This is a genomic window from uncultured Gimesia sp. (assembly GCF_963972345.1).
GTDB lineage: Bacteria > Planctomycetota > Planctomycetia > Planctomycetales > Planctomycetaceae > Gimesia.
On record NZ_CAXAVM010000299.1, the window covers coordinates 1 to 5,562 of the forward strand.

At 43.8% G+C, this 5,562-nt stretch carries 7 protein-coding genes; all 7 read right to left on the reverse strand.

Going from position 1 to position 5,562, the window contains the following annotated elements:
• Positions 1–188: 188 nt before the first annotated feature.
• Positions 189–791, reverse strand: coding sequence for a hypothetical protein (locus AACZ40_RS27940; protein WP_339676840.1), 603 nt, complete (start codon positions 789–791; stop codon positions 189–191).
• A 114-nt stretch (positions 792–905) separates the two neighbouring features.
• Positions 906–1,160, reverse strand: a complete 255-nt coding sequence (locus AACZ40_RS27945; protein ID WP_339676843.1) for a hypothetical protein — start codon at positions 1,158–1,160, stop codon at positions 906–908.
• Positions 1,161–1,301: 141 nt separating this feature from the next.
• Complete coding sequence (locus AACZ40_RS27950; protein WP_339676845.1) at positions 1,302–2,192, reverse strand: hypothetical protein; 891 nt, start codon at positions 2,190–2,192, stop codon at positions 1,302–1,304.
• Between the two features lie 142 nt (positions 2,193–2,334).
• Positions 2,335–2,802 (reverse strand): hypothetical protein, encoded by a 468-nt coding sequence (locus AACZ40_RS27955; protein WP_339676848.1) that lies wholly within the window; start codon positions 2,800–2,802, stop codon positions 2,335–2,337.
• Positions 2,803–2,858: 56 nt separating this feature from the next.
• Positions 2,859–3,119 carry a hypothetical protein gene (locus tag AACZ40_RS27960; RefSeq protein ID WP_339676851.1) on the reverse strand — a complete coding sequence of 87 codons (261 nt, stop codon included), beginning with the start codon at positions 3,117–3,119 and terminating at the stop codon, positions 2,859–2,861.
• 230 nt (positions 3,120–3,349) lie between these two features.
• A complete protein-coding gene (locus AACZ40_RS27965; protein WP_339676854.1) occupies positions 3,350–3,817 on the reverse strand; it encodes a hypothetical protein in 468 nt (155 codons plus the stop codon).
• A gap of 72 nt (positions 3,818–3,889) precedes the next feature.
• Complete coding sequence (locus tag AACZ40_RS27970) at positions 3,890–5,317, reverse strand: IS4 family transposase (RefSeq protein ID WP_339676856.1); 1,428 nt, start codon at positions 5,315–5,317, stop codon at positions 3,890–3,892.
• Positions 5,318–5,562 lie beyond the last annotated feature (245 nt).

Here is a 5,562-nt window from a genome sequence, read left to right on the forward strand (position 1 = left end):
TTGTTTCTCTGATAATCAACTCATTTCGTTTCGAGTACACTGACCTGGGAATAAACAACATCGCAATCGCATTCCGTGATTCTTCGAGCTCTGACAGACTCGAATAGATACTGAAGCGTTTTGACAGCTTCAGTTGTTTGAGCTATTGGCCATCACACAGTTTCCTGACATGTCCCCCTCAATGCCTTTCATTCTACATCAGGTGCCGGTATTGGACCTCGATGTGAGACATCAAAGATCGCTCGAGAAAATGCTGAGGGATATTCATTTTGGGTATTCCTTAAACAACAAGTTTCACTTAAAGAATCTGGCAACTCCTGAAGATACGACTGCACTTCACGACCTGTTGGAGAATTCGAATTTATATTTTCATTTGTAAGATACTTCTGTAAACAGCCCTCCGGTGTATCAAATTGTGATAACCACTTTATTCCTTCATTCATATCGCGAATTATTGTATGCACGTATGCATTTCTGCATAATCTTAAAAAAGGAATTGCATAGCCCCATGAAATGCGATGATTGATACTTGTTAGACTCCGTGTTTCAATTCCATAATACTCAACACCTGCCTCAGGTCTGGGTGGGATTTCAATGTCAAAGTTAATCAGTAAATCATTACCTTTGTGAATTAAACGAATCTGATCGCTTTTCCATCCCCATCTTCGTAACCATGCACAACGACATCCGTACGAATGGCATTTTATTTTGATAAAACAGTGACCTAAGAGAAAATGAGTCAGTTCCTCTTCTAAAAGTATTATAACTTTTTTTTGTCTACTCAGTGACATTTCAATTTAGACCTGAAACCAAAGCGAAGTGATATAAAATATAGCTAATCTAGTTGATTTACTGATTGACTCCATGATCGTTTGAAGCTGACACCTTCAATGAATTCTTAAAACTTATTTTCTCCCCAGCACCCCATAGCGCCAGGCGTCTGCTTCGCTTAAGTTAATCCGAACAAACTCTTGTTGTTTGATTTTATACTCAAATGCGAAGCATTGAGCAGGACGACTCGACGGATAGTAGTTTTCTGAATTCGGATCGTACTCCCGATAAAACACCAGGAACATCATCCTGTCCTCGTTATATTCCACAAGCCTGACAGACGTTGGTTTATATTCTGAATCGTATGTTGTATTGAAGTACTCAGCCATTCGTTTTCTGGCCTTGCGCTTTTCAGGTGAAAAGAATTGATTTAGTATCAGACATGGAAGCATAGTCTTATGGCCATTTGGCAAACGACAGGTCAGGCATTGATCACCGTCCGAATATATCTTCCCCTTGAATCACCTGCTCTACAGAGTAATAAGCTCAACTGGACTGCAACTGTCTCCTTGTGGGAGATCTTCATAGTTGAAAAGCCCGCGCCGAACAGCCAGTTCAGATAATCCCAGAGATTCAGTGCACAAATAAAACTCAGGATAGCCGGCACTGATTTTACGCTTTTGCCATTTTTTCTGATAGGCGATCAATTCCTGATTGGAATCGAGAAATTCTTCTGGATTTTTTTCCAGTATCGCTTTCAACATGCGAGACTGTAAAAACACACTCTGATTTCCTTTTCTAGGAAATATCTTTTTCAGTCTTGCGTTCGCTGAGTCTTCGTCACCTGCTAAATAAGATCGAAGGCTGTAAGCCAGATGATGATGGTCCATCGTGCAATAGGCCCTGGGACCAATATATCTGGATTTCTCAGGGTCCCAGATCAATTCAGCAATCTTTTCCGCGGTCTCATATTGACCAGACAGATAACCATAATAAAAAGCCATCAAGGCCGCACGAGAATTTGTCAAGGAATAGTCAAATTCATCAGGATTGATTTTCTTATATTCGACAATGCTTTCTGGCGTGCCTGGTGGGTATTGGGGATCATAAGTTAATGAATAGGCTGGGAACGGCGGTTCGGTACCTCGGAGCTTGAATACCTTTAATTCATATTCTGCTGCAAATGCAAATGCCTCTCTTACATACTCAATCGGGTACCCAATTGCATAAGCAAAGAATGCAATTCTCTCATAGTCACTGGCAATTGATTTCGTCCGAGTCTGTAAAAGTTTAGCCGGCTCATTACGAATCATCGCCTCTACTTTGGGGATATCTTGAAGTGCTTCCTGAATAATGTTGAAAGCAACTTCTTTGTTAACCAAGTCAGATCTGGGAGTCGTATTCTCTTTTAGTATTTCCATGAGTTAATCTCTGTTGTCGTTCCCAATGGACCATCAGTTGCAGAGGATATATGGATCAGGTCCAGATTCATCGGGATCAGACAATTATTGATTTCTTCAGCCCTCTTTCAAGCAAGATGGGACCTTGTTTTTTTCAATTGAATTAATGAAATGTCTCGCATGTTTTGAATGCCTCCGTTAAAGCATGATAAAATTCATCATTGGAACAATGTAGATCAACAAGTATCTGATCCTCTTGCTTGCCTGCACCAAAACCCCTGGAGTCCATTTTCATTGGAGATAAGAGAAGCTGATGTTTCTCATTAAAACTAATATTAACATTGTCGTGTTTTTTAAAAAAAGTGGAGTATTCTTCCTGCGACATTTTATCAATCTGTGAATTCCCGTCCGCAATTCGATCATGATATGCATCCAGATCTTTCAAAATGATCGATAAGCCTTCTTTCTGCATTTCAAGTTCAGTGATCTCCAGAAGGTTTCCCCATGTGAAATTTCCTCCGGTCTCTGGGTCAAATACACGAGATTCCAAAAAACAATGTCCTGATTTGAGATTCTTATAGAGACCGCAACCAGGAATTCCCTGTTTGTTTTTTTTCTTTCTAAAAAACATGGATCACTTTCTTCACTATTTATTAACAGGAAGGTTAGAGGGAGCCAGGACTCTTTTCAATTGCGTCCTGTCCCCTTTTTGTTTCCCCCATTCAATAAGTGATGTTGGTTATGATACGCCAGAAGCATATTTTTTAAACAGTCAGCTTCATCATCATCGTCGATGCTCAATTGAAAATCGCAACACTCAATGCTGAATGATCCTTCGACTACATGAAACCCCAATTTCTTTGCCTTTGCAGTAAGGTCAATTACTTTCATCGGTTCGCCACATCTGTGGCAAATCGCAAAATCAGGAATATCTGTTTTCTGAATCATTGATCTTACCTCAGAACATTTGGGTAAAAAATCATAACATCTGTTTGACCAGATCCCCAAATGATACATTCATTTATGAATCAATGGGATCAACAGCGGTAATATTGCCAATTCAAATAACAGAATAATAATTATTTAATTTGAACATCGAAAGCAAGTTCTCGACTTCTATTTTAGTTTCTACCCAACCCTGGCAAATGCAAGTGGAACTGCACCTGTACCATCTTGAATTAATGAAATGTCCCACATGTTTTGAATGCCTCCATTAAAGCATCATAAAATTCCTCATGGGAACAATTTAAATCAATAAGTATCTGATCCTCTTGCTTGCCTGCACCAAAACCCCTGGAGTCCATTTTTATTGGTGATAACCGAAGTTGTTGCTCATCACACACACTGATACCAACACTATCGTGTTTTTTTAAAAATGTGGAGTATTCTTTCTGCGACATTTTTTCAATCTCTGAACGCCCGTCTGCATTTCGATCATGATATGCCTCCAGGTCTTTCAAAATGATCGATAAGCCCTCTTTCTGCATTTCAAGTTCAGTGATCTCTCGAAGGGTTCCCCATGTGAAATTTCCTCCGGTCTCTGGGTCAAATACACGAGATTCCAAAAAACAATGTCCTGATTTGAGATTCTTATAGAGACCGCAACCAGGAATTCCCTGTTTGTTTTTTTTCTTTCTAAAAAACATGGATCACTTTCTAAACCATCTGTAATTTTTAAGGTGTCGGACACGAATGGCACTGTCGAGTCCTAACGCCTTTCAAGTGGTATTGTTACGTAATCGATCTCTAAGAACCTGTCTGGGTTGTTGCATTAATGGATAAGTGCCTTGTCTGCGTTTGATGACGCGGGGTTCAATCCGTCCAGGGCGGTTTCCGACCTCGCAGGTAGCAATCCGATCAACCAGTACACAACAGAGTGACTTCAGTTTCTGGTGGCTCAACTCCTCGCCGCCCGTGTTCATCCAGGCGGACAGAATTATCTGACACGTAGCTGTGAAGCTGATCTGCCGGGGACGTTTCTGATGTAACAATGCCGCCCCGGCAGCAGTCGTGCGGACCAGATTGTAGCCCAGCATCGTGGTCCACAGTTCGCAGCGAATCATCGTCGGCGACTTGCAGCGCAGGTGTCCCAGGTTCAGTGCGTCTTTAATCGAACGCAGATCAAGTTCGGCATTCCAGCGAAAGCCGTACAGCTCTGCGATTTCTTCTTTGGTCAACGTTTCATCCAGGATTGTTGTGACGACCGTCATTGACTGAGTCCGCTGCCCCTTTTCCACCAGACTGTAACGAATCTCCCGCAGATGAAGCGTCTCGGGAATCTGTTCGTAAGTCGTTTTGTCCATCCATGAGGGGCATTGAGGGGGCCTGGTCCAGGTGATGAGATGATCGTATTTGCCCAGTCTTTTGCCACGTCGAAAGTCTGCCTCACGTTTGTGATGCAGTCGCGCACAGACGTCGGTCCCCTGATTCAGCAGCGAAGCGATCATCATGAAGGAGCAGTAGTAACGATCGAAGATGGCGATGTCGTCTGGCTTGAGTGCCGCAAACAGTCTGCGCAAGAGAGCGGTCTCGCCGGTCTGTTTTCCCTTAAAGGGGCCGATGGCGACATCCAGCACACAAGCTGTCGCCAGTGACAGCACAGCCACGGCCCGGGCGATCGGCAGACCACAGCCCGGGGTCTGCGTATTTTGTTGTGGGAACTGATCCTGGTTCAGTTCGGTATCCGGCATGGTGAAGGTGAAGCCGTCAATCAGTTTGGCATGTCTGCCTTTCCAGAGCCAGTCTTCGTCGGCTGCCTGTTCCATTTCGGCAGCAATTTCACCACTGAGTTCGCGCAGAGCCGGTACAGAAAGTTTTGCTCGCGCCCGGCAATAGTTACGCGTATCGGCAGTCGGCGCGGTTTTGTCAGTCAGTTCGCAGTAGGTGATTACTCGGGCCACCGCGGATTGACAGGATGCTTCTTTTCCATCCCGCAACACTTGCCCCAGAAACGACCAGACCATGACGGCGGTAGAGTAAACGCCGTGCGTGCCGAACAGTCCGTTGTGCCTGGCAAAGATCCGTGTGATACGTTCGGCTGAGAGCAGACTGGCGAACGGCAGACCCTCCGGCAAGAGAAAGGAATCGAGAATCTGTTGAAAACTGTTGCTGCGTGATTGCGACGATTCAGATAGAGTATCAGACATGAAAAACCCTCCCTGGCGTTTTCATGCACGAAGCTCCAGGGAGGGTTCAAAATATTATCGCCGGGAGCGGTTAAAATAATAGACCAACTCCAGACAGATATGATTTTACAAAAAATTCGTTTCTGTCATAGACCAACGTACGCACAAATCAGAAAATGACAGTGCCATTCGTGTCGGACACCTTAAAACACGACCGTTTTTGCGCGCCGGGCCTGTTCGGCTTTTTGCTGTTTTACGGCGGGGTC

Bases quoted from the DNA above. Each gene is read 5' to 3' on its own strand.
- AACZ40_RS27940 (WP_339676840.1), bottom strand. From the start codon at position 791: ATGTCACTGAGTAGACAAAAAAAAGTTATAATACTTTTAGAAGAGGAA.
- AACZ40_RS27945 (WP_339676843.1), bottom strand. From the start codon at position 1,160: ATGGCTGAGTACTTCAATACAACATACGATTCAGAATATAAACCAACG.
- AACZ40_RS27950 (WP_339676845.1), bottom strand. From the start codon at position 2,192: ATGGAAATACTAAAAGAGAATACGACTCCCAGATCTGACTTGGTTAAC.
- AACZ40_RS27955 (WP_339676848.1), bottom strand. From the start codon at position 2,802: ATGTTTTTTAGAAAGAAAAAAAACAAACAGGGAATTCCTGGTTGCGGT.
- AACZ40_RS27960 (WP_339676851.1), bottom strand. From the start codon at position 3,119: ATGATTCAGAAAACAGATATTCCTGATTTTGCGATTTGCCACAGATGT.
- AACZ40_RS27965 (WP_339676854.1), bottom strand. From the start codon at position 3,817: ATGTTTTTTAGAAAGAAAAAAAACAAACAGGGAATTCCTGGTTGCGGT.
- AACZ40_RS27970 (WP_339676856.1), bottom strand. From the start codon at position 5,317: ATGTCTGATACTCTATCTGAATCGTCGCAATCACGCAGCAACAGTTTT.